The following is a 24,501-nucleotide window of genomic DNA, read 5'->3' on the forward strand; positions in this document are numbered from 1 at the left end:
GTGCTGCATTGGTGACAGCGCGTGGTTTTTTCTCAAGCACCGGCAAATAATGAGCTAACTTGTAGGAAACAGCACCTCTTTTGTAAGAGCGTTGATGAGTCACAATCTTTGCTGATTTGTACCAAACCTCCACATTTAGAGGATATCCTTTAACAGTGACTTCCTGACCAATGAGGTGCACCGGTACAGAGTACTCGTTATGATCGAACTGTATCAAAGATCCGTCTCGCACTTTAGCTGGTTTTGTAATGGCGCATTCGAAGCTACTGTGCGGCAGAGACGTGAGACAGGCCTGTTCTTCTGCTAGCATAGTACCAACCAGTGCTGGACGGCTTTGGATTTTGTGAGTCAAGTAATCCTTGCTGTATTGATCCAAACAACTTTGCAGTTCTTCCCATGAATCTACGTGGGGAATTGGAACGAGGACATTACGCCGGGAGAATCCTACCAGATTCTCCACCAGACCTTTTTCATTACCCTGTCCTGGATTGCAGAACGTGCTGGCAAAGGCATAATGAGCTTTGAGATATTGAAAGGGCAATTGCTCCTGGGTAACGTGTCTGCCCCAGCCTTCCTTTACTGCAGTCTTTACGTTGTCATAGATTAGACGTCGGGGCACGCCGCCGAAAAATTCGAATGCCTTNCGATGGCCCATGAGAAAAGACTCATAACGTTGAGTTGGGAAGGCTGCTACAAAAATGGCCGCACTATGACAGAGGCGCATGCAAAAGAGTTGGACTACGGTACGTTGGCCTTTTATATACGCGATAGCCGTTCCCCAATCTACCTGGGCTGCTTCGCCTGGATCAAATTCAAGGGGGATATGTACCTTTGTTGTCTGCTTTAGCTGACGGACGAATTGACGAATGGTGGAGTATCCACCGGTAAAACCATGTTCTTTGCATAAACGATCATAAATTCGTTTGGCGGTGTGTCGCTGCTTGGGCAGATTATTTTGCCGGTCTTCTTCAAGATAGCTATTAATGATATCTTTGACCGGCCCGATTACTGGAAAACCACGCTGAGGGGTTTTGACGGTCAATGGCATGACCTCTCCTTCAACGTACTTTTTTACAGTATTTCTAGAAATACCGAGCCTTCTGGCAATTTCTCTTTGCGAAAGCCCTTCAACTGCGTAGGCATGTCTGATAAACTGGTATTGATCCACCTCGATCACCTCTAAAACCTCCTGTCGCTTTTGTCTCAGCAACTCTAGCATACAGGATTTTAATGGGGTCGGGGTGGCTCATTTTGACATTGTCATTTTGAGCCACTTTGGCTCACTTCTAGAATATCATTCACAACAAAATCCTGCATGCTAATGATAAGATGTGCAGGATTTTTGCTTATCAAGTATAAGATTAATACTGTAATAAAATTGTAGTTAACCTGGAGGTTATATGAAACTAACCGTTTTAGTCGATAATAATACTATAATCGATAGGTATTTTCAGGGGGAGCCCGCAGTATCGTATTTTATAGAATGTGAAGGTAAAAAATATCTGTTTGATACTGGATATTCAGATGTATTCTTAAAAAACGCCAATAAAATGGGTATCGACCTTCTAGCGCTAGATGCGATAATTATTTCACACGGGCACAATGACCACACCTGGGGATTAGGTGAATTATTTCGGTTGTATACGGAAGCCACATTTGAAGGTCGTAGGTCGAATTTACCTACTATAATTGCCCATCCAGATGCCTTTTTAGAAAAAAGAGTAAATGGATTACCAATAGGATCAATGGTTTCTGCAAGTCGGTTACAAAGTGTTTTTTCATTAAACCTTAGTAGAAACCCTGTTAAGATGTCGGATAAATTCATTTTCCTAGGTGAAATTGAAAGAAGTAATTCATTTGAAGCAATAAATTCAATCGGCGAAACGCTAAAAGCGGGTATATGGCAAGAAGACTTTGTACTGGACGATTCTGCCTTAGTATATATGTCTGAGCGGGGGTTAGTAATCATTACAGGCTGTTCCCATTCGGGGATTTGCAATATTATTGAATATGCAAAAAAAGTATGTAATGAAGATAGAATATGTGATATTATTGGCGGATTTCATCTTTTGAACCCAAGCCATCACCAGTTAATTAATACAGCTGAATACTTAAAAAGACATCAGGTCGGTACTATTCATGCATGTCATTGTACGGATATACATTCGAAAATTAGGTTAGCTCAGGTAGTAGATAGTAAGGAAGTTGGCGTAGGACTAGTAGTTGAATATTAGGTTTACTGATTGTGTGGTATTATTATACTGTTATTGTGCTTAAGTAGAACTGCAGGGGGATGTGAGTTTTGAGAAAAATAATTGCTGCTATTAGTTTACTAGTAATTGTAGCATCATTTTACTTTTTGCAAAAAGATATTAATGTTGGCGAGATCGGGAAAAAGGATACAAGTAGTGCAGCTTTAATCACGATGAAGCCAAGTACGTTAGAAGCTATCGAGAAGTCGGATTCTTTTGTGGAAAAAAGTAATACTTTTACATATAGCGATCAGAAAATGCAATATTTGCTTATCTTTCCTGCTAAATATACTCAAACTACACATCGGTGGCCGCTGATTCTATTTTTACATGGAAGTTCATTGCGGGGGCAGGAGCTGGATTTAGTGAAAAGCTATGGGCCTTCTTGGGTTGCAGAACAACGTACCGAGTTTCCATTCGTTGTTCTTGCACCACAATGTCCCAATGGTGAGGATTGGTCGAATAAGTCAGATCTTTTAGCGGCATTACTTGATGATGTTTTTGAAAAATATCGTATAGATCAAGCTAGAGTTTATTTAACTGGAACAAGTATGGGCGGGAACGGAGTGTGGCATCTAGCTGGCCAACATCCAGAATACTTTGCAGCGATAGCTCCGCTGGCCTCTAGTCCGACAGTTCCTAACAGTTGGAATAACCAGTTGATCTCTATGCCGGTATGGGCTTTTCATGGGGAAAAAGACTCTGTATGTCCATTGAAAAATGATGAAGCAATGATTAATGCCCTGCGCGGACAAGGCGGTACACCGAGGCTTACGATTTTACCGGGCCAAGGGCACAATATTGCTGGTGTATATAAGAATAATGAACTCTATGATTGGTTTTTAACCAATACTCGGCAGCAGTGAGTAACGAAAAGGTAGCTGGCAGCATATATAATCCAATAGACTGGTGATCTGGGGACGAAGCAGTGTTTGCAAGGGCGCGGGAAGAAATACAGAACTCAAATCGGTCCGGGGAGAGTGATGTATGTTGTTGAGGCCGGTACCGGACAAGTATTAGCCTCTAAAAGCGTTGTCTCTGATAGTATTGCGCAAGGTATGAGAGTGACATTGCCGTAAAGAACAAGTAAAGATGATTATTGACAAATTGACAAGATATAGATTCACCGGTAAAATATAACTAGACAATTAAAGAAATTGGCATACCCGCTGAAAGGCGGCGACGCAAAGCCGTGGGTCTACCGGCGTAATGCCTATGACTGCCTGGTTGCTCTTACAAATATTTATTTGTGAGTGTTACCAGGCATTTTTGTTTTCCAGATAATACAGCCTCAATTTCGTGATGCGAAATTATAAAACATATAGGATAACTGATGACAACGTCGAAATTATAAGGTATTGAGATATAATACATAAAAACATTGACGGTGAGCAATGTGAAGAATAAAATATGCATAGAGATAAGCAAAAGAAATATTGCCATTAACACCGATTTTTACATAACTCAGGCAATAACGGCAACTAACGAGTCGTCACAAAAATGTAGCGATTAACCAGGGGGCCTCAATGGACAAACAGTTAGATTTACATGGCTTATTATCGATTGTAAGGCGCCACCGCAACTGGGTATACTCCAGTTTTTGCATCGCGATAATACTTGCTATCATATTAAACTTGATGCCGCCTACATATGAGACAAAGGTTACAATCCGAGTAAAACCGACTGCAAGAAGTGTGATAGATGCTGGCGGAGCAACATGGCAGTCGGAAGAACTGGCGCGGCAGAAAATGTATACCTTTGCCGAATTAATAAAGAGCCGGTCGGTCGTGGAAGCTGCGATTGCCAAACTCGGTGCAGATGAACAGGCGTCCCTTCGTTATGAAACTGTTATCGACCGAATTACGGTTCGTCCTTTAAAAGATACGGAGATTTTAAATACGTTTGTTTTAGCCGGCTCCCCACAGGAAGCACAAAATTTGGCAAACGCGTTGGCGGTCGCTGTTAATGAAATGTCGTTGGATATCGCCCGGGCGGAAGGGAAAGAAACTCGAATCTTTATCGGGGATCGTTTGGCTGAAAAAAAACGGGAGCTTGATGAAGCGGGAAAAGCATTAGTGGACTATAAAAAAAGCAACCGGATTGTTGCTCTTACCGAACAGGCCAAGGCGTTTGTGGAACGTCAAGCAATCTTAAAAAAATTGGATACCGAGAATCAATTGGTGCTGGGGGCAGCGTATGCTAAACAAAAGACGCCCGATATCATTGTCGATACACCTGTTGTGCAGTTGTATCGGAACCGCTTGGCTGAACAAGAGGCCGAATTGGCGGGACTGTCGAAAAGTTTGACCGATGAGCATCCGCGGGTGGTTAAGCTTAAGGCTTCCATCGCTGAGAATCAAAAGAGGCTGCAAACTGAACTTATACGCATCGCAATAGGCGAGGTATCTTTAGGCGAAACCCAGAGAACAAGTTTACAACGCATTACTTCACAGGAAGAAAAAGAATTGGCAAGTCTTCCTGCAACAGAAACCCAGTTGGCGCGTTTAATGCTTGATTATTCGGTTGCTGAAAGTGCATATGCCACCTTAGCGAAACGCTATGAAGAGGCGCGGATCAGTGAAATCATGGAATCGGCTAACCTGCAGGTTATCGACATGGCAGCATTGCCGGAAGACCCGGTAAAGCCTAAAAAAATTTTTAACTTATGTATAGCGGCCATTTTGGGACTTTTTATCGGAACAATGGCTACATTTTTTGTTGAGTATTTTTATAAAACAATTGATACAGTTGTCGATTTGCAGCATTACTTATCTGTGCCCGTGATTGGTGTTATTCCCAGAGTGGGAGCTCATTCCCAAAGGTGGACTGGGAGCAGGAAAGCAGACGGTGAAAATCATGGATAGGCGGTCACGGATGGACGGGCGGTCACGAAAGGATAGGCGGTCACGAAAGGATAAGCAGTCACAAGGTAAGCAGGCTCGCTATGTGATTGCAGACAGAGAACAATCTCCGTTTGCGGAGGCATTTCGGGTTTTGTGCGCCAGCATCCGCGATGCCAAGCCCCAAGGGAAAGTACAGACGGTTTTATTTACCAGTGCTAATTCTGGTGAGGGAGGGGCAATGGTTGCCGTTAACTCGGCCACGCTGCTGGCGTATGCAGGGTATAAGGTGGTTTTAGTTGATTGCGATCTTCGTGCACCTATCGTGGGTGATATTTTCAAATTAGGAAATACTGGATTGACAAATCTTATTCGGGACGAGGTCTCGCAGGAAGATATTTTACAAGATTCCAGGATTTCCAATTTGAAAGTTGTGACCTGCGGTCCTCTGCCGTTAGAGTCCGTTACTGTTTTGTCCAATCCCAAAATCCGTGCCTTGTTTGATTATTTGCGTACTCAGGCAGATTATATTTTTCTTACCAGCTCGCCTATTTTAATTAAAATGGATGCTGTCATTTCAGATGCCTGTGTTCTGGCTTCAAAAGTAGATGGTGTTGTGCTGGTCGTCGATAGCCGGACCGTAAAACCCCAAAACGCAAAAAAAGTATTGGAACTGTTACTTGGTGCTAAAGCAAATATTATTGGTACAGTACTGAATGATGTGATGGATTACTGATATGAAACAGTTGCCGAAAAAAATATTGGAAAATTTTGGCGCAGGTTTGATGGGAAGGCTTTCGACCCAAGTTATTTCGTTTATACTGATTATTTATTTGGCGCGGGTATTAGGCCCGGAGTCTTATGGCGGTATCAGTGTGGTGCTTGCTGTTATAAGCTATTTTAATTTGTTGGCAACCTTTGGATTGCCGGTGGTCGGAATACGCGAAGCGGCTCGTAAGCAAAACCATTGCGAAGAATCAATAAGTCAAATATTCTCGGTGCGTATTTGCCTGGCCATACTATCTTATTTCTTATTACTTGCTTATGGATGGTTTTTTATTACCGATACCCACTTGTTTTATTTACTCTTGTTATACGGTCTGACTATGCTGAGTTCTTCATGGTTGCTGGATTGGGCTTTTATTGGGATGGAAGACTTGCGATCATTGGCTGCTGCGAATGTGATGGGTAGTCTTTGTAGTTGTATATTTATATTGTTGTTAGTTAAAAACGCAGCAGATATTTTCTATATTCCGGTTATTATGTTTACGGGATCTGTCCTGTCGTGTACTTTCCTATACCATTTATTCCATAAGGTTCATTCATTGCATTTGAGCTTTACGCTGTTGAATTACCGCACAGTATTAAAATTAGCAATGCCTTTTGCCATCACAGGTGGACTATCCCAAGTTTACGAAAACTTCGACATAGTTATGCTGGGATTCATGGTCGACCACCAGGAAGCTGGATATTACAGTGTAGCCTATAAAATCGTATCGGTGCTTTCGGGGATTATAGGAATATATAGTCAATCAACCTTTCCGGTAATGATTCGCTTACGTGAAAAGAACCCCGGGCTTATGGGAGCCTTTTTAAAACAGAATGTTTACGGCATGTTGTTTTTTATGTTGCCGATTATTACGGGTGGAACTATATTAGGGAATAATATCATTGAAACCTTTTTTGGCGAAGCGTACCTGCGAGCCGCAACTCCATTCGTGTTGTTGCTTTACTATATTTTTTTCATGGCGCTTAGCATTACGCTGGCAAATTGGCTTTTGGCAGTAAATGAAGACAAAAAATATATGGGCATAGTGATAGTTGGCGCCATAATAAATGTCACTGCCAATTTGGTGTTGATACCACTTTGGAAATCTGCCGGAGCTGCAATGGCCATGATCATCGCTGAGGTGTTCGTGTTTTGTTTCTTGGCAAGTAAGGTTAAAGACTTACAGCAAGAAGACTGGGTTGACAAAAAGAAATTCTTTATTTTAGCGGGAAGCTGCATTGGTATGGGAATCTGCATACTTACCATACAAAAGCTGTTTCAAGTGCATGTCGGTTTCTTGGTCTTTGTCGGGGCGGCACTGTATATTGGCCTATCGTGGCCTTTTTGTGCCAAGTTTTTTAGGAGGACATTTACAGAGTAATGGTGTCTATAGTAGTGGTATTTGCACTGGTGTTATATACGACATTCTCATTTACTCCAATCGCAGCAATTCCCATTTTGGGGAGAACATTAAACATGTCTCCAGGCGACATGTTTACAATTTTGTTTGTGATTGGTATATTTCTCAAAGCTCTTATTCCAGTACCCAACAAAATAATTAGTCAAAGACCACCAGCAGTGAATCGCTTTTTATATGCGTATATATTTTTGGCTGTGGTCTTTTTACTAGCAACATTCCTGTTTTTTTTGACACATAATGAGCTGGTGCCATATTTCGGGCGCAGTCTGTTTAATTTTTTGCTATGGTGCATTGGTCTGGTATTATTTTATTACGGTTCAGATTCTCAGTTCAAAATTAAAGAGTTGCGGTTAATTGCCTGGCTGTTGATGGGCTCGCTTGTTGTTGGGGTATTGAGCAATATATTGCTTGACACATCGATAGAAAACTTCTTCAAACTGATTACGGACACGTTCAAATCTGACCAAATACGATTGGTGGGGCAGGTGGGTGATCCGAACCAACTGGGTGCGCTTGCCGCATTTTTTTCCACCATCGGCATTATGGGCGTGCTATATGAACAGCACTATGCTGCCAAATTGGTCTATTCAATATTAACAGCCGGAACCGGACTTATCTTGGTACTTACACAATCGCGGGAATCGGTATTGACCTTATTTGTTGCAATACTATGCATTTCTATTTTTCTGTTGCGATCCCAGCAGTACGGTAAAGCCTTTGTTATTTTGCTGGGCTTGTCATTGGGCAGTGCATTGGTCCTGATTAATATTCCCAGAATAATTGAAACGCTGACGGCAGTGGCAGTTGGCGATTCAAAATATGCACTAAGTGACCGGTGGCAGGTATGGCGCACGGCTTTACAAACTATCTCAATGCATCCGTTGGGCATAGGATTTGAGACTATGTATCTTATATCTAATAATACGATTCAGCAGGCTCATAATGCTTTTTTGCAGTCCGCGGTGCTAGCTGGTTATGTCGGTTTTTTTGTATTTTTAGGTTTTATTATTTGTTTAATAAAACTATTATGGGAACAGAAAAAACTTGTTTCAGATAATTGGATGCTTGAAGCATATTTTGTTTTTCTTGTCGGATATCTTGTAACCTCTTTATGGTCAGACCATTTTATTTCATTTTATACTTTTAACGCGGTTTTTTTTGGATTCTTAGGATTTGTTGCCTGTGCGCGTTAATAGGATCGAATTTTGTCGGATTCGGAAAAAATTTAAACTTTCGGCGGTGTTATAGAGTGTTTGTCGTTGTATATAACTAACCATAATGTGCTGATTATATAGAAATTAACACTTTTTTGTCGTTTTATCGTTGACATCAAAGAAAGCTGGTTCTATACTAAATATTGGAATGTCCAGTTTTTTCAAGAATTGGGAATAGCCCGGGATTTTTTTTATAAAAGCGGGCATAAAGTGTGTTTTCCCTGAAATTCCTAAAAGTTGGCTGCTATTGCCAAAGTCAGGCAGCAATGTATATGCGAATATAGCCAAGCTTTAACAAGATAAGCGGAAGGCGGGTGATTTATGAATATTGTTTTACTTCCGTCTCCCCCATTTGAAGAAATCGGTGGAGTATCGACGCATGTGTTTATGCTAGCAAAGGGGCTTGGTGAACTAGGACATCGTGTTTTTGTAATCAGAGAATATCCGCCCCGGTGGTTTCGGTGGCCTTTTGTCAGATTACCGGAATTGCTTTTAGAAAAAATCAGTTTGAATTTCGCAAGGAAATATAGACGCAAAGTTGATGATTTGTATTTTGCAATAGATGCTTTGTGGAAAACAAAGGGTGAGTTGCAAGTACTAAATATACAAAACGTTCAGCATGCGGGAATTGTGAAGTGGTTACGCCGCATGACCGGATGTAAAGCAATTTTGACTGTCCATGGATATTTAACCTATGAAGCAGAATCCAGAAAGTGGTGTGTTGTTGGCGATAGAACCCATCAATGGCTGTGGGCCTTGGAAACTGAAGGCTACGATCAATTTGACGCGATTGTTTGTGTCGGGAGCAGAGCTGGAAGTTACGTGCAGCAGTTCACCCATAAACCGATTACAATAATACCTAACGGGTTAGATACTGATTTGTTTAGACCGGCTAGTGGAGACTTTAACCCCAAAACAAAGATTCATATATTGTTTGTGGGTTTATTGCAGCCTGCAAAAGGTATTATGGACGCGATTCGGGCAATACAAGCATTGGTTAGAGACTATAATCTGAATGTAGTGTTGCGTGTTGCGGGAAAAGGGCTGCAAGAGCAGGAGGCAAGGCAGTATGTGGCTGAGCAGGGGTTGGGGGATCGAGTGGTTTTCTTGGGTGCACTAAATAAGGAGAAAATGCCGGACTTCTATCGTAGCGGTGATATGCTTCTATTTCCTTCCAAGCAAGCTGGCCTTTCTGGAAGATCAGAAGAGTCTTCACCGTATGCCGTCCTTGAGGCCATGTCTAGTGGTTTGCCAATTATAGCGTATCGTACAAGTGCGCTGCAGGAACATGTACAGGACGGGACAACGGGATATTTAGTTGAACCAGGCGATATTGTTTCTTTAGTGAAGCACGTGCAAGAATTATGCCTTGATACTGAGTTAATGCAAAAAATGGGAAGAGCTGCACGAATATATTGTGAGCAAAATTATTCCCAGAAGAAAATGGCAGAGCAATATATGAATGTGTACGCACATTGCTTTGGAATGATAGAGAGATTGCATATAAGCTGATTGGAGGGTTTGCCAGATGCGGGTTGCGATTATATCGGATATTTCGCCAGGTAATATCGGCGGGGTTGAGCGCTTTACCGTTTCAATTTCGGGAGAATTAAAAAGACGAGATATTGAGATTGATGTATATGATAGGAGCGCAATCGACAACTGGCAAGATAAGTGGTATGACAAATATTTTATTAACCAACGCAGAAATTTGCAGATTGGAAATGCCGCGGGGAAAAAGATCGCCTCAAGTCATGCCGACACAGATGTTATTATCCAAAATAGTATAGCAGGCTGGAATTTGCGCAGCAAGACCAATATTCCCCGCATTGTTATTCACCATGGAACTATGCGGGGACTTTATCATATTCATCTGCCACCCGATATTTCATGGCAAATGAAGTTGAATCGATATATTGGGTTAATTCGGATGAAGGGGGGAGCAGAGCAGTATACGGCCGGCGGGGCAACTTCAGTAGCAGTTTCCAGTGCAGTCGCCGAGGAATTAAGACAATATTATACAGGCATTAATCCAATAGTGATTCCTAACGGGATTGATACCAGGCACTTCGCTAAGCAGGAACGATCGTATTGCCGACAAAAATATGGAATTGAAATGGATGAGTTTGTTGTTTGCTTCACGGCTAGATTTGGCGTACTGGGAAAAGGCTTTGAAGAGTTGCAGGTTCTTGCTGAACTAGCATGGAAAGAGCATCTCCGGATCAAATTTTTAATTGCCACAGATGAAATACCATACGGCTGGCCTGCCAACGTTGTGTTTGTAAAAAATGTAAGCTACCAAGAGCTCCCAGAATTATATTCGGCAGCAGATATCTTCGTATTTCCGACTCGCTACGAAGGCTGCAGCTATTCTCTACTGGAAGCAATGGCGTGTGAATTGCCAGTTCTAACGACGCGGGTGGGTTATGCTAAAGATTTGTATCGGGATATTCATGAAATCGCTCCATTCATTTTTGAAAAAAATACTGCCGAAGAATATTGGAAAATGGTAAAGCAACTTGTTGACAAGCCAATATTTTTAAGAAAACTTGGTATTCTCGGCGCCGAATATGTCCGGTGTCATAATAGTTTGGATGTCATGGTGGATTCTTATGTAAAACTGATCGCGAAAGTGACTACAAGAGAAAGGCCATTAATGATATAAAAAGTGGCGTGAATCAGAAAATGAATATTTGTTTTATCACTCATAACTTGCCTTTTGGAACGTATGAAGCATTCATTATTCCGGAAATCAAATACATCATAAATTCCGGGCATAGCGTCACCGTTGTTCCTTTTCGCCCAGAGGGGGAGGTTGTCCATCAGGACAGCGAATTTTTGGTAGAGCATGCAATAAAACTGCCGCTATTGAACAGCCGGATTATTGTTGGGGCAATACAAGAAGTGTTTAGGAATCCAATAGCAGTTGCCAAAAGTCTTATACCAATAAGGAAAAGCAAAAATCTATCGATTTTTATAAAGAACCTTGCCGTAGTACCCAAAGCGTTGTGGTTGGCCGGATATCTTCGCAGTACAGGAGTTCCTGACCATATTCATGTTCATTGGATCAATGCCAGCGCAACGATGGCCTTGATAACGGCCGCAATATTAGAAATCCCCTGGAGTATTACCGCTCATCGAGGGGATATTGCAGTCAATAATCTTATTAGAGAAAAAATTAGATCCTGCTCCTTTGTGAGATGTATCAATGAAAATGGAGCCAATGAGATTCGACGCCTTGTGGAGGAGTGGGAAAAAATCCATGTGATTCACATGGGTGTTGAATTGCCAAACGAAACTGAAATTCAGCCAACGATATGGAAGGCTGGTAATCGCAACTTCAGAATTCTTATGCCAGCCAATTTTGTCGAAGTAAAAGGCCACATTTACCTTGTTCAGGCAATTCAGCAGCTGCGTTCTCAAGGGGTGGCGGTCCAGGTTGATCTGGCCGGCGAAGGCAAGCTTAAAGAACAGATTCAAGTACAGGTAAGAGAAGCAGGCCTTACAGACTGCATTGATTTTCTTGGACAGATATCACATTCGGTTTTACTTGAAAGCCTTTTTTCCGGGGTGTATGCTTGTGTCGTTTTACCAAGTATTGTAACAGAAAAGGGAGATAAAGAGGGAATTCCCGTTTCGCTTATAGAAGCAATGGCGGCAGGCGTGGCTGTTGTCTCGACAGTAACGGGCGGCATACCTGAACTTTGCATTGAAGGAACGGCCCTCCTTGTGCCGGCAAAAGATTCACAGGCACTGGCAGAAGCATTACTGCTTATTATACATGACGCAAGTATAAGGATAAGTATGATTGCATTGGCAAAAAAACGGGTTAAGGAACAATTTTCCATTGATATAAATGGCTCGAAATTGATGGAAGTTATTGCAAACTATTGATGAAACGAGCCTGCTTTTATTGGCCCGTTCGTTTTGTATGGAAACATGTGATGAAGTGAAGTACCAAATTGATCCGGTTCAAAAACGCTGGGATAATTCATTAGTTTGGAAAGAAGGTGTAGCTTGGGTACACAATTTCCAGGATTGCGTAGATTGATCTTATTTGTTGGAGATATGGCAATTGTTGCAGTTTCATCTTACATAGCAATGTGTATTGTTGTTGCCTATAGCGCTGTTGATCTTGATATCGAGCTTTATCACAGAATGCTACCAGTCATGCTAAGCATTGTCGGATTATTGGTGGTTTTTGAAGGGTTGCTTTCATTGAAGCGCAAGAAACAAATCGAAGTAATGCTTGATTTGGCGATAGCAATGGTGAAGATGTTCATTATTATGATGGCCATTAGTTTTTTCCTGAGAGAGTTTGCTTATTCCCGCAGTATTTTAATACTTGCGACGATGATTCAATTTGTTGGTCTGGCATTTTGGTATAGCTTGTGGTGGCAGTTCGAACACCATGAGATGATTCCCCGTAAGGTTTTGGTTATGGGATCGGTCGATGAAAACCACCGACTACTCACCCATCTGCGTACTAATACATACCTTAAGGATCATGTGAAATATATTTGTCCTGACTATGACGGCGGGCAATGGAGAGCATTCATTAAAGATGTTGACTTGGTAATCCTTTCTACTGAAATGCATCTTAACCAGAAAGCAGAAATGCTGCATTATTGTCAAATAAATAACAAACAAGTGTTTATCCTACCAAACTTCTACGAATTATACTGCAGCAAAGTTGATTTGGATAAAATTGACGATATCCCTGTCTTTCGACCACGTTATTTGGGACCCACCGCGGAGCAGCGAATTTTGAAGCGTTTTCTGGATATTTCTATTGCGACAATTGTTACAGTGGCCTTGATTCCGATTTTTGTACTGATAGCCATCGCCATAAGAGTGGATAGTCCTGGTCCGATATTCTTCACCCAAAGGCGCGTCGGTCAATACGAAAAAGAATTTAGCATTTTTAAATTCCGTACGATGTGCGTCGATGCCGAAAAACAAACCGGCCCTGTTTTAGCGACAATCGATGACCCGCGCATTACCAGGGTAGGGCGTTTTATCCGGGCGACGCGTATTGATGAGCTCCCTCAATTGATTAATGTACTCATCGGTAATATGAGTATCGTGGGTCCACGGCCGGAGCGAGCCTTTTTTGTCGAGATGCTGAAAAAAGAACTGCCTGAATATATTCATCGCAGTAACGTGAAACCTGGAATTACCGGGATGGCCCAGGTCTATGGCAAATACAATACTTCACCTTATTCTAAGTTGATTTACGATCTAATTTACATACAGAAATGCAACGTACTAACTGACTTGATGATTATGTTGAAAACAGTTCGGGTGTTAGTTTACAAAGAGCACTCAGAGGGCGTTGGTGCTGAGTGCCCTAAACGAAATACTAGTGATGTGCTAAATAAAATGTAATAGAATGTAATAGAATGGGAAAATGTTTTGGTTTGTTGCGATTTTGATAACATGAAATCACTGTCGAGAAAGTCATCTTGATTGAGGAAGGTGTCTATGTGGATTATCACGAGAAGCGTGAATGGGGACGAATCAGGGTTTCTCAAGCGTTAATACTGCGATCTGAAAAGAATCCGAAGCAAGCTTACCATGCCGTTGCAATTGATGTATCGGAGGAAAATATCGGGATTGAAACCAATGCGCGATTATCACTGGGAGAATGCATACAGCTGGAATTGGAATCTGAGAGCAAACCAATAGTAGTCCAAGCAATTGTCAAGCGAATTTTTAATAATAGATATGGTTGTACATTTACCGATGCTGACTTCGGAAGGATTTTTGATTATTATGTTAATATGTTCGGAATCATGCTGGAAGAGTTGAAGGTTCAGGGAAAGCACCTATTGATGATGATTTAATTTTGATATTTAACTAGGACGCGCGATTGCCGAAATAATAGTATCTGATTGTTACTATGGACCGTAAAGCGGGAGGTATTTGGATGAATGTGGTAGAGGATAAGCAGGATATGCGAATTAAAAATGTATGGTTTTTTCACCACTACGCCGTATTACCTTCTATGAGCGGGCAGATAAGACCATTTAACTTTGGGAAGCTGCTCAAGGAATCAGGTTTTGATGCGACGGTTTTTGCGGCCTCTTATCTTCATCATTCTGATGTTAATTTGATAAAAGACGGCCGCAAGTACTTGCTAAATAATGAATATGGCGTCCCATTTGTTTTTATGAATACTCCATCTTCAGCAAGCGGTCTGGTTGCCCGTATTAAAAATATGGCAACCTTTTATTTTAGCTTGTTGAAGCATTCCAAACAGTATGCAAAAGAGTATGGGAAGCCTGATGTTATCATTGCTTCCAGTCCACATCCGTTGACGATGATTGCCGGCATCCGAGTGGCCAGAAAATTTAAGATTCCATGTATTTGCGAAGTTCGTGATTTGTGGCCTGAAGCTATATTTGCGTTTGGCAAGTTGAAGGAGCATAGTCTGCTAGGAAAATTATTAACCACTGGCGAACATTGGATTTATAGAAATGCCGACGCACTAATTTTCACCAAGGAAGGTGATACAGATTATATAAAAGCGCACAAATGGGATACCGGCAATGGCGGGGACATTGACCTGACGAAATGTCACTATATCAACAATGGCGTGAACATAGAGGCTTTTTTAAAGAACATTGCCGATAACCCTATTAAGGATACAGACCTGCTTGATAATAAATTTCATGTTGTATATATCGGCTCAATTCGGCCGGTTAATGATGTTAGTATGCTGGTGGATGCAGCCGTTTTGCTGAAAGAGCATAGCGATATTCAGTTTCTTATCTACGGTGACGGCAATCAAAAAGAAGATCTGGAGCAGCGTGTGCTTGACGAGGGACTGACCAATGTAAAAATGAAAGGATATGTGGATAGACGATTTATTCCCTATGTCTTGAGCAAATCATCAGTAAACATTTTGAACTATTCCCAGTCCAAGTACAACTGGACAAGGGGGAATAGCTCTAATAAATTATTTGAGTATATGGCATCAGGCAAACCAATTATTTCGACGATAAAAATGGGATACTGCATCTTAGAAAAGTACCAATGCGGTCTTTCATTAGAAGCATCAACCCCGGAAGAACTCGCAAGGACGATATTGAAGGTGCATGATATGCCACAAGAGCAGTATGAGGAGATGGGCAGGAATGCGCAAACCGGTGCTGCGAGTTTCGACTATAAGGCGTTGACTGCAAAATTAATTGCAGTAATTGAGAGTGCTTCTGGGAAATAGTGATTAAATTAATCCAGATAGTTTTGAAGGTTGAAGGTGCATGTGATGACTTCACTAGAAAAATTGTTTATTTTCAAACAATGGTTTATTGCTTTCAGAAAGAAACAGCCTTTTTCTGCGCCCTTGGCTATGAATGGTTTTCAAATTATTCGTCCACCGGCAGGAAGATTTTTTGCCGACCCTTTTGTTATTGAAAATGAAGGAAAAAATTATATTTTTTTTGAAGACTACCGCCTAAGAACTCGCAAGGGTGTTATTAGTTGCATAGAGATTGATAAACAAGGCAATTGTTCAGAGCCCCGGAATATTTTAGAGAAAGACTACCACCTGGCATATCCCTTTTTGTTAAAAACAGAGCAAGGAATATTTATGATCCCGGATACAAGCGCAAATAATACGATAGAGCTTTATGAGGCAGTGAAATTTCCCTATCAATGGGTCCTAAAAAGAGTGATGATGAGCGGATTCAGGGCAAGTGATTCAACGATATATCCACATAATGGAAAATGGTGGCTATTTACTAATGTAATGAATCCGCGTGAGCCGGCAGGAAAGGGAGAACTTTACGTTTTTTATGCCGATTCGTTGTTTAGTGAGTGGCAACCCCATAGGCGCAATCCAGTCAATCAAGATCCTCGAACTGCTCGTCCGGCAGGCAATATCTTTTTTCACGATGGAAAAATAATCAGACCGTCCCAAAATTGTTCTTTACAATACGGAGCATCAATTATGGTTAATGCGATTACGCGCCTGACAGAAACGGAATATTTAGAACAACATTTATTTGAGATTGGACCGGAGTGGTATCAAAACAACCGAAGGCTGCACACCTATAATTCTAATGATCATTGGGAAGTGATTGATGGACTTATCGATATCGTCGATATTTTCAAACCAGTCCGATGGTTGTCGAGTTTATTTCATAGGAGATACAAATGAATGAAAAGAGTAACTATTCTTTCCTCTGCCGATCCGCGGCAAAAGCGCGGATTACAGGTCGTTGCGCTTACCCACGCCAAGAGTTTGCGCAAGTATGGATTGGAAACAGTTCTATTTTGTCCGAGCCCCCAATATGAGTCATTCGAGTTGGAAGGTGTGCCGGTATATACTTTCGCTTTTCAGAGACGAAGCAGCTCATTACTAAATTTTGTGACTATGATGGATAATTGTTGGCGTGGATGGAAAGGGCATTTTGGCAAACAGGAACCCGATATTCTTCACGGGCATGATTATATGACGTACTATTTTTTAAGTAATTACCTATCCAAGAAAGTCAATAAAATATTTACCGTTCACGATCCGATGATTTACCATCATAAAATGTTAGGCCGGTTGCCCCAGGGCTTAAGCTTAAAAGAAAGAATGATGACTCATATTGAAAATACAGTGTATGCCCGCAGCTCGAAAATCCATTGTATTTCAGAATATACGCGAATTCGAATTGCTAATAAAGAAGCGCTGGCTCCAAAGCTTAAAATAGTAGCTGATTGGGTTGATATGGACAAATTCGTACTGCCGGTCAATAAAACTCAGGAGCGTTTGAAATTTGGTTTCGGGTCCAATGATTTTGTTATTTACACGCTTCGTGGTTTGCAGGCTCGAATGGGCATAGGTAATTTGATCCAGGGCTTTAAGTTAATCAAAGACAGCATTCCTTGCGCGAAACTCATTATTGGAGGGAAAGGAGCCCTGCGTAACGAGTTGGAAGAGTTGGTGAGATGTCTGGATATTTCAGATTCGGTCACATTTCTCGGATATGTGCCTGAGGATGAAGTCGTTCCCAGGTATCAAGCCGCAGATGTTGTTATCATGCCTTCCATTGATGGTGAAGGTTTTGGGTTGCCTGTTCTCGAATCTATGGCTTGCGGAACTCCCGTTCTAGCTACGCCAGCCTGTGCGCTACCTGAAGTGTTGCGTGGGAAACAGGAACGATTGTTTTCTGGTATTTTTCCAGAAAACATTGCAGCTGGCATCATGTCTTTTTACCGGCTATGGCAAGCAAATGGAGTTAATCCAAACGCTGAAAGACAATATGTGCTGGAGCAGTTTGCTGAGGACAAGCTGATTAAATTAATACTGGATGATTATGAAGGGTAATTGGTTTCGATTCTTAGCACAGACACTGACGATATTGAAACACGCAGGTTTCCTTTGACTTATGCAAGAGTGTGAGGGAGAGTGGGAGCTTATTCGTGAGAACGTTTAGAACAATAAATAAATGGATTAGAATGTTGAATGGAAAGAGCATTCTACACGTTACCCAGGATATCGGCAAAGTATATTCCAAAAAAGAAGTAAATGGTTATTATAATAATTTGACGGAAAAAGTATTGAATCCAGCCGCGCTATTGGATGAAACAGGGCTGGTCTACAATGTTACAAGTGATGGGAAGAAAGTTTACTTCTCAATAGCTATATTTCAGTATGGACTTGGGGCATATGATTTGTTTATTCTAACAGGCTGTCCGGAATACAAAGAAGACTTTATGAGAACCGTTGAATGGGCATGGAAGAATCAGGAACAAAATGGTGCGTGGGATACCTTCTCCATTGTAGGAACCAGAAAACCATACTCGTCGATGGCTCAGGGAGAGGGTGCCTCTTTACTTGTTCGAGCGTATAAAGAAACCGGTGATGAAAAATACTTGAAGGCCGCAAAGCAAGCTGTGGATTTTATGTGTATCCCGATCGCTGGTGGAGGCTGTACACAATATCTGGATGATAAATTATGGTTTAAAGAATATATTGAAAAACCGGTTGTTCTAAATGGTTGGATATTTTCAATCTGGGGACTTTACGATTATTATAAAGCGAGTAATGTTGAGGATTATAATAAAATACTGACCAAGGCAATTCAAACTCTTGAACAAGAGCTTGAGACATTTGATTGTAATTATTGGTCAAAATATGATATGGAAAATACGGTCGCGAGCCCGTTTTATCACCGACTACATATAGCTCAATTAAAAGTTATGCATGAATTATTTGGCTGCGGAATTTTTTTGGAATATGCAAAAAAGTGGGAAAAATATCAGAAAAACAGGCTAAACTGCTGCAAGGCGTTCATTATAAAAGCTTATCAAAAGATAACCGAAACAAAGACTGAAAGAATTATAATTATACGCTAACAATGTTTCGGGATTTGCAGCCTGGATTTTACACGAATAGTAAGGGGGAGTTTCTATGACAAGGATTTGCGTTTTGGGCTTAGGATACATCGGACTTCCGACTGCAAGTGTTTTTGCCGCCAATGGATTTCATGTTGTTGGTGTAGACGTTGATTCCCAAATTGTTGATGTACTGAGTAAAGGACAGATTCATATTAACGAACCGGGGTTAAAAACTGTTGTATGTGCGGCAATCCAATCCGGAAACATGCTCGTGCGGCAAGTGCCCGAGCAAGCTGATGTTTTTATTATTGCTGTTCCTACCCCGCTAAAAGAGGATAATTCGGCAGAATTAATGTATGTTATACAGGCTACGGAGTCAATACTGCCATTCTTGCAAAAAGGAAATTTGGTAATTCTGGAATCAACAGTTCCACCGCGTACCACGGAAGATATTTTAGTTCCTATTTTGCAAAAAAGCGGCTATAACATTGGCGAAGAAATTTATCTGGTGCATTGCCCGGAAAGGGTGTTGCCGGGAAATATCCTCCATGAATTCGTTAGTAATGATCGTATTATTGGCGGAATAAATGACAAGTCATCCTATAAAGCACGGGGAATATATGAAAAAGTTGTACAAGGGAACTTATTAATTACAGATGCCACATCGGCTGAAATGGCTAAATTGATGGAAAATACGTATCGTGATGTCAATATTGCACTGGCAAACGAGGTTTGCCGAATAGCCTATGATTTAAATTTGGATGCGCTGGAAATAATTAAATTGGCAAACATGCATCCGCGTGTAAATCTACACCAACCGGGTCCGGGAGTCGGTGGACATTGCCTGGCAGTGGACCCCTGGTTTATTGTTGAAAAATCAAACAATGCAGAATTAATACGGTTGAGTCGGGAAATAAACGATGCGATGCCGGATTTGGTTGTCGGCTTAGTGAAAAAAATGCTGGATCAAATAGTAAAACCCAAGATTACGGTGTTGGGAGTTACTTACAAAGGGAATGTGGATGACATAAGAGAAAGCCCTGCTACTGAAGTCATCCGTGAACTTAAACAAGCAAATATTGATGTCGGTATATACGATCCATATGTAAAAAATTATGAATTTGAATTGTCAAATCTTGAAGAAGCTTTTGTAGCATCTGATTTGATTTTGTTGTTAGCAGATCATAAAGAATTTAAATATCTTTCAGCTGATGAACTGGGGCTGCTCATGCGCAACAAGCAGTTATTTGACACTAGAAATTGCTTAAATCATAATAAGTGGAAAGATGCTGGATTTAGTGTCAAGGTGCTCGGAAAAAACAATCAAAATAGTTGAACCGGCGAAGACGGGAGTAAGTTTTTTCAGAGATAGGGAAGCGTATTAATTTGAAAGTGAAAACGGGAGGAAGAATGTTACCACTATCCCATGTTGGATTTACGACTGCCGCAGTCAAGGTGCTGGAAACGGGTTTGCGGCTTCGGCAGATTGATTATCGAATAGTTATTGTCTCTTCGTTATTGCCGGATATCATCGACAAATCCTTGTTTAAGTTGCTTGAAAGCAGTTATACATATGAGAGTCGTGCTATTGGTCATTCTTTGGTTTTTTTAGGGTTTATTGGAATTCTCGCAGCTATACAATGGTTTTGGAACAAAAAAACATGGCTAGCTCCAGTGTTTATCGGGGCATTGTTTCATGATGTGTTTGATGTGATGTGGATTCACCCAGGTATTTTCTATTGGCCGCTTGAAGGTTGGCAGTTTTCCAAACCCATAGATGAAGCTTGGCTGGGAACAATTCAATTGGGCTGGTATAAGATAAAACAAAGAGATCTATTTGATAATATCAGCGTGCTGATCCTGTTATACTTTTTCATGAAAGTTGCTCTGGGCGGCAAAATTCTTGAATTTGTTCGAAAAGGCAAGCTCTAGATCTCGTAAATACAAATTGACAAGATATAGATTTATCGGTAAAATATAACTAGACAATTTAAGGAATTGGCATACCCGTTGAAAAGCGGTGACGCAAAGCCGTGGGTCTAACGGCATGATGCCTATGACTGCCTGGTTGCTCTTGCAAGTATTTGTTGTGAGTGCTGCCAGGTGGTTTTTATTTTCCAGAGGGAAAGGTTAGCTTTCCCTGGATGTTTTCTTTAAGTAATTTTTATTTTTTCCTTCTTGCTGGTATGGTATAATTATCCAAGCAAAAGCATGGAACTGTGTAATAATACATCTTTTACATGAAAGATGAGGTGTAACATATTGAAAGATCGACGGTTTTGGCTGGCTGTTGTTTCGGCATGTATGGCCACACAGCATAATACTGGTGAAACGGCAGCAGCCGTAGTTCCTGATCCAGGTCGTGAATACTCTGTTCGTATACATACTTCTGTGGCAGAGGAAGAGGCTGTTGTCTCTTTGTTTGATGATTATCGTTATGAGGAGGTTATAGAAACAGCTAATGCAGCATGGCCACGGTTAGAAGCTATGCCTGACAGAGTGTTATATTGTGTGGCTGAATGTTATATTCGAACAGGTCAGGTACGGTTAGCAAAAACCGGTTTTGAGTTACTCATCGCTCACAGTCCGCAAAATCATAGGTATCGTGCGGGCTTGGCGTATACATTGCTGTATGCCGGTCAACTGGATAAGGGCTTAGCGATGTATCGTCAGGTACTGCTAGAAAATCAGGGAATGCTTGCTGGTGCAGCGGAAGACGCAGCGGCACTTTTGTCAATGGGCAATGTAGGCGGTGGCAAAGCATTATTTCAAATGGTCATCGAGAATAGTCCTGACAAGCAGCGTTATTCTCAATTGTATGAGAAAAGCCTGCGTATGTATAGGCTGGCAGACGATGTCCCGGCAGTGCAGGTGCCATCAGCTACGGTTGCACAGACGGCTGTTTCTGCTGAAAATGAGCGGAAGTTGTTGCATACTCAGGCTGTGGAAATGGCTCAAAAAGGTCAATATCAGCAGTCCCTGGATCTTATGGCCCGTCTTGTTAAGGCAGATGCACAAGATAAATCGGTTCTTTTTGATTATGTCACTATTTTGCAACAGGCAGGTCAGAATGAGCAGGCTATCAATGTATATAATCAGCAGTCTGGTACAAGTATGCCTTTTTCGGTAATTCGAAGCGTTAGTACCGCCTATTTTCAGTTGCAAGACTATGACAAGGCTCTGGCTGTGCTGCAACCGGCAATTATTCGTGGCGAAAGGGACGCACTTTTGTTGGCTGGGGAGATGAGCTTACTCCGTGGTAATACTATCGGTGCTCAGGCCTATTATGAGCGGCTATTATCCATGAATTCTAACGATTATGAGGTGTATTTCAGCCGTGGGATGTTGAGTCTGCAGATAAAAGATTACAGACAAGCGGCCCGGGATTTGGAACGGGCGCGGAGACTGCTGCCGGAATGCCCGGACAAGGCTGAACGGTTGACTAAGTTGGAACATAATTTGGCTATTGCCTATATGAATAATGGTCAAGACCAAAAGGCGGCTTTAATTTTAGTTAATTATACCAAAACCCTGCCTGTCGAAGGTTCACTTGCCGGCGACTATATATTAGCACTTGGCAACAGCTCTCAGTATGAACTGGCAGTCCGGGAAGGAGAGCGGCTATGGCCTACTTATACAGATGTACCAATTCCCGGACTTAGGTCTCTGGCCGAAAGCTATCTTCGCCTTGGAAAACAGGGAGAAGCTTTGGCTGTATATCGCTATCTTGCCGGGCTGCAGCCGAGTGACGATGCTAGCCGGCGGATGCTGGCTTTTCAGTTAATGCTGAATGGCCGTACAGCAGAAGGACTTAGCTATTACGGTCAATTACTCGACAAAGCACCAACCAATGCGGATGCTGTGATCGCTGATGCGGTAACTCTTATCAATACAGATAAGTATATTGACGGGAAATCACTGTTTGAATTAGTGCTAAGCAAGTATCCAAAGCCGGCGTATCGTCGGCAGTATGCCGAAGTTTTAGTAAAGAAAAATCACAACCGTGCAGCGTATAAGCAATACCAATTGTTATCTGCTCAACCGGAAGGGGAGCTGGATGGATTATCAGGTATGGCTCGCACAGCCAGCGCGCTAGGTGATTATTCGAAGTCCCGCCAGGCGCTGGATACAATTACGAGTAAGTATGGACGGAGTAAAGCCGTTACAGCTCTTGAGTCCCAAACAGCCTCTGCTGATCGCCAGGACTATCAAGGCCCAGAGCCACGGGTGTTAGGTGCGGCGACCTCCAAGGCAAGTCCGGCATATGCTATAGCTGAATTAAAGAATCCGGCTGGTTCGGGCAACTCTGGTGCCACTGCGGTAAGAGGCAGCACAGAAATATCCAAAGATGAGTTTGCTTATGAAATGGCGCAACTTGCCGCAAATTTCTTAGCTGCACCTGTAACCAGTACTGAAAATTTTAAAATTGATTTTGCTTTTGCTACTTCTACCATTACGGCCAAAGCAATGCCGCTTATACCTAGTGAACAAAGAAATGATTTTACTTACGAAATGGCACAGATCACATCAAATGTAATTAATGATCAAAACTTAGATGTGAAAAAAGCTAAAATGCAATTTGCACAACTTACAACAAAAGTGGTAAATCGTATCGATAAAACCACTGCTGATAAAAAAATAATAACTTTAAGGAAAAATGATGCCATTGAGTCCCAGACAATGGCCAGTTCGGACAAAACCGGCGGCGATAGTCCCAAAGTAAGTGCTTCAGGTGATGTTGATCCAGCCACATATAATAGCCTTATGGCTGATTTGATGCAGGTTGGTGATAGCAGCAAGCATATAAACAACAAGATCAATGTTGACGGTGAAATTCGCTTTCATTACGCGGCGAATAGCGGTTCTGCGCAATGGGATAAAGATGCATCAGGACTCCGGCTTTATCTTGGTGCCGATACAAAAATCAATAAAGATTGGCAGTTGTTTGGTATGCTGGAAGGCCAAAAGAGTATAAAAAATTATAATAATAAATTCGAGCTTTCTCGCCTGTATGTGGAAGGAAATGTAGGCGCAGCTACGGTGAAGGCAGGCAAATTCGGTTACCTGATGGCGGAAGGGAATATTTATGATAGCAGCTTTACCGGCATTAAAGTTGATTTTGGTGATCCGATAAAATACTCGTTTAGCTATGGGGAAACCGAAGATACAAAATCAACATATATAGCAACAGCTCGGTATAAGGATTTTGATTACAATCTGGATGCCGGTGTGTATCACTACCGCCTGGATGACGGCTCTAATAAAACCAACACCATCTGGAATATTGGTGGCAACTATAATTTTAGCAATTTTAGTATTGGGGCCATGTACTTGGATTCTAGTCTAAAAGATCGCAAAGGGAACAGCGATGGCTATGTACTTAGTCTTACTTATGGCGACCTACGTACATATAGGCCGGGCACCTATAGTATGTTTGCAAAATATTACAATCAACCGCAAGGAACATATATTGATCATGGAATGAACGGCAAAGGCAATTCCATGCAAGGCTTGAAAGGCTATGGTGCAGGAGTAAGTTATGCTTTGGCAAAAGACTTGGTTGCGGGTGTAGAGTACTATGATCTTTCTGACAAAGTTACCGGCGAAAAAGGAAAAACGATATGGACCCAACTGACTCATTATTTTTAACTTTATAAGTAGGTGAAGTGGC

General features: G+C 41.7%; 19 protein-coding genes and 2 riboswitches. Of the genes, 18 read left to right on the forward strand and 1 reads right to left on the reverse strand.

Annotation, left to right across the window (positions count from 1 at the left end; genetic code table 11):
* The coding region (gene istA, locus SALPA_RS29125) for an IS21 family transposase (protein ID WP_186451120.1) at nucleotides 1–1,177 on the reverse strand (1,177 nt) is incomplete at its 3' end.
* A 223-nt stretch (nucleotides 1,178–1,400) separates the two neighbouring features.
* Here istA and SALPA_RS17960 point away from each other — a divergent pair.
* The 18 genes from SALPA_RS17960 to SALPA_RS18045 all read left to right on the forward strand — a co-directional run bounded on the left by SALPA_RS17960 (nucleotide 1,401) and on the right by SALPA_RS18045 (nucleotide 24,479).
* A complete protein-coding gene (locus SALPA_RS17960; RefSeq protein ID WP_145097075.1) occupies nucleotides 1,401–2,234 on the forward strand; it encodes an MBL fold metallo-hydrolase in 834 nt (277 codons plus the stop codon).
* A gap of 68 nt (nucleotides 2,235–2,302) precedes the next feature.
* Entirely contained in the window at nucleotides 2,303–3,118 is an 816-nt protein-coding gene (locus SALPA_RS17965; RefSeq protein ID WP_145097078.1) for a prolyl oligopeptidase family serine peptidase, read from the forward strand.
* A 283-nt stretch (nucleotides 3,119–3,401) separates the two neighbouring features.
* Nucleotides 3,402–3,487, forward strand: a riboswitch (cyclic di-GMP riboswitch).
* 291 nt (nucleotides 3,488–3,778) lie between these two features.
* Entirely contained in the window at nucleotides 3,779–5,116 is a 1,338-nt protein-coding gene (locus SALPA_RS17970; RefSeq protein WP_145097081.1) for a GumC family protein, read from the forward strand.
* On the forward strand, nucleotides 5,109–5,828 hold the full coding sequence (locus tag SALPA_RS17975; RefSeq protein WP_255451431.1) for a CpsD/CapB family tyrosine-protein kinase: 720 nt from the start codon (nucleotides 5,109–5,111) through the stop codon (nucleotides 5,826–5,828). The genes SALPA_RS17970 and SALPA_RS17975 overlap by 8 nt, the downstream gene beginning before the upstream one ends.
* 1 nt (nucleotide 5,829) lies before the next feature.
* Nucleotides 5,830–7,242: an oligosaccharide flippase family protein gene (locus SALPA_RS17980; protein WP_145097087.1), complete on the forward strand. Its 1,413-nt coding sequence runs from the start codon at nucleotides 5,830–5,832 to the stop codon at nucleotides 7,240–7,242.
* Nucleotides 7,242–8,474 carry an O-antigen ligase gene (locus SALPA_RS17985; RefSeq protein WP_145097090.1) on the forward strand — a complete coding sequence of 411 codons (1,233 nt, stop codon included), beginning with the start codon at nucleotides 7,242–7,244 and terminating at the stop codon, nucleotides 8,472–8,474. Before SALPA_RS17980 ends, SALPA_RS17985 begins: the two co-directional genes overlap by 1 nt.
* A gap of 342 nt (nucleotides 8,475–8,816) precedes the next feature.
* Nucleotides 8,817–10,007: a glycosyltransferase family 4 protein gene (locus tag SALPA_RS17990; RefSeq protein WP_145097093.1), complete on the forward strand. Its 1,191-nt coding sequence runs from the start codon at nucleotides 8,817–8,819 to the stop codon at nucleotides 10,005–10,007.
* A 16-nt stretch (nucleotides 10,008–10,023) separates the two neighbouring features.
* On the forward strand, nucleotides 10,024–11,160 hold the full coding sequence (locus tag SALPA_RS17995) for a glycosyltransferase family 4 protein (protein WP_145097096.1): 1,137 nt from the start codon (nucleotides 10,024–10,026) through the stop codon (nucleotides 11,158–11,160).
* Between the two features lie 20 nt (nucleotides 11,161–11,180).
* The gene (locus tag SALPA_RS18000) at nucleotides 11,181–12,389 is read left to right on the forward strand and encodes a glycosyltransferase (RefSeq protein ID WP_145097099.1); all 1,209 of its coding nucleotides are present in this window, start codon (nucleotides 11,181–11,183) and stop codon (nucleotides 12,387–12,389) included.
* Between the two features lie 174 nt (nucleotides 12,390–12,563).
* A complete protein-coding gene (locus SALPA_RS18005; RefSeq protein WP_255451254.1) occupies nucleotides 12,564–13,883 on the forward strand; it encodes a sugar transferase in 1,320 nt (439 codons plus the stop codon).
* A gap of 98 nt (nucleotides 13,884–13,981) precedes the next feature.
* Complete coding sequence (locus SALPA_RS18010) at nucleotides 13,982–14,341, forward strand: PilZ domain-containing protein (RefSeq protein WP_186451121.1); 360 nt, start codon at nucleotides 13,982–13,984, stop codon at nucleotides 14,339–14,341.
* 83 nt (nucleotides 14,342–14,424) lie between these two features.
* The gene (locus SALPA_RS18015; protein WP_222428041.1) at nucleotides 14,425–15,720 is read left to right on the forward strand and encodes a glycosyltransferase family 4 protein; all 1,296 of its coding nucleotides are present in this window, start codon (nucleotides 14,425–14,427) and stop codon (nucleotides 15,718–15,720) included.
* A gap of 45 nt (nucleotides 15,721–15,765) precedes the next feature.
* Nucleotides 15,766–16,659, forward strand: a complete 894-nt coding sequence (locus SALPA_RS18020) for a glycoside hydrolase family 68 protein (RefSeq protein ID WP_145097108.1) — start codon at nucleotides 15,766–15,768, stop codon at nucleotides 16,657–16,659.
* Entirely contained in the window at nucleotides 16,660–17,817 is a 1,158-nt protein-coding gene (locus tag SALPA_RS18025) for a glycosyltransferase family 4 protein (protein WP_145097111.1), read from the forward strand. It begins immediately after the preceding gene.
* Nucleotides 17,818–17,888: 71 nt separating this feature from the next.
* The gene (locus tag SALPA_RS18030) at nucleotides 17,889–18,848 is read left to right on the forward strand and encodes a D-glucuronyl C5-epimerase family protein (RefSeq protein ID WP_145097113.1); all 960 of its coding nucleotides are present in this window, start codon (nucleotides 17,889–17,891) and stop codon (nucleotides 18,846–18,848) included.
* Nucleotides 18,849–18,903: 55 nt separating this feature from the next.
* Nucleotides 18,904–20,166, forward strand: a complete 1,263-nt coding sequence (locus SALPA_RS18035; protein ID WP_145097116.1) for a nucleotide sugar dehydrogenase — start codon at nucleotides 18,904–18,906, stop codon at nucleotides 20,164–20,166.
* 74 nt (nucleotides 20,167–20,240) lie between these two features.
* Nucleotides 20,241–20,762, forward strand: a complete 522-nt coding sequence (locus SALPA_RS18040; protein ID WP_145097119.1) for a metal-dependent hydrolase — start codon at nucleotides 20,241–20,243, stop codon at nucleotides 20,760–20,762.
* A 58-nt stretch (nucleotides 20,763–20,820) separates the two neighbouring features.
* Nucleotides 20,821–20,906, forward strand: a riboswitch (cyclic di-GMP riboswitch).
* Nucleotides 20,907–21,092: 186 nt separating this feature from the next.
* Nucleotides 21,093–24,479, forward strand: a complete 3,387-nt coding sequence (locus tag SALPA_RS18045) for a tetratricopeptide repeat protein (protein ID WP_145097122.1) — start codon at nucleotides 21,093–21,095, stop codon at nucleotides 24,477–24,479.
* The last annotated feature ends 22 nt before the right edge of the window (nucleotides 24,480–24,501 follow it).

The organism is Sporomusa sp. KB1, assembly GCF_007830295.1.
In the GTDB taxonomy this organism is placed as follows: domain Bacteria; phylum Bacillota; class Negativicutes; order Sporomusales; family Sporomusaceae; genus Sporomusa.